A 1,155-nucleotide genomic window follows, 5' to 3' on the forward strand; every position below is an offset into this window, starting at 1 on the left:
GCCTTGTTTTCGCAACTCATAAGCAAATCTGATCTGTTCATCAGAATACGTTTTCGGTCGCCCTTCCCGAAACAACGGATCATGTTGCTTGGCATACAATTTACCTTCTTGTGTGCGTGTGACAATCATATCGCGTTCAAACTGCGCAAAAGCACTAAATATTGTAAAGACTAATTGGCCAGTCGGCGTATTATCAATTAAGCCCATATTCAAAATGTTGACTTTTACATTTTCTTTAAACAACTCTTGGATAATGGCTAAGGCCTCGCGCGTGTTCCGTGCAAACCGATCCAACTTAGTGACAATCAAAGTATCTCCTGTTTTTAGAACGCGCAACAGTTTTTGAAACTCCGGTCGTTCAGTAGTTGTGCCAGTAAACTTTTCCTGGAAGATTTTTTCTGCTCCTGCCAATTTTAGTAACTCAATTTGATTTGCTAATTTCTGATCAGTGGTACTGACCCGGGCATAGCCATATTTCATCTTTTTATCTCCTTACTTATGTCATTAAGTAATGACACGGTTCTAAACCTTTAATTATACAGCATCAAAAAAGAGGCCACAACTGTTAAGTTATGGCCTGATTTCACTCTATCTAAACACTTTACTCATTATATATAAAAAACGTCAAGAAAAATTTTTATCTAATCCCTTTTAACAGGGGAACGCTTAGCCACTTGTAGTGCCTGATTGATTACTTGGTTATACAAAATGATTATTGTCACAGGCAAAAATAATCTTAATGTTTAAATTTGCTTCACTTCAATAAAAGACCGGCCTGCTCAAACCCAAGGGTTTTAACGGACCGATCTTTATTTACATTAAGGCATCTTTACTTACTTTGAAAAACTTTTAATTTATCTTAGCCAGTTGTTGTGACAAAGATTCCACATATTTAGCCAACTTCTCCAGATTGTGACTCTGGTTGAAAGCTTTTAAGTTCGCTTGCACTTGCCGAACACCTTCCTGGACTCTTTCTTGGCCATTAACAGTCAAAGATAGCCAAACAATTCGTCGATCATTTGGATTCACTTGTGATTTAATTAAATTATCTTGAATCAATCGCCAAGTATTCCTGGAAATTAGTGTGCGCGTGACCGTGAATGCATCAGCTAATTCACTAGCAGTAGCTTGCCCATGTTGTTCAAGATAGACTAA

2 protein-coding genes are annotated in these 1,155 nt (G+C 37.6%); both read right to left on the reverse strand.

Going from position 1 to position 1,155, the window contains the following annotated elements; genetic code table 11:
• Positions 1 to 480 (reverse strand): recombinase family protein (locus MZO40_RS16935; RefSeq protein ID WP_252133470.1); only part of this gene is annotated, 480 nt, incomplete at its 3' end.
• A gap of 369 nt (positions 481 to 849) precedes the next feature.
• The coding region (locus tag MZO40_RS16940; protein ID WP_252133471.1) for a MarR family transcriptional regulator at positions 850 to 1,155 on the reverse strand (306 nt) is incomplete at its 5' end.

It is taken from the genome of Lactiplantibacillus sp. B652 (assembly GCF_023806745.1).
Lineage (GTDB): Bacteria > Bacillota > Bacilli > Lactobacillales > Lactobacillaceae > Lactiplantibacillus > Lactiplantibacillus pentosus.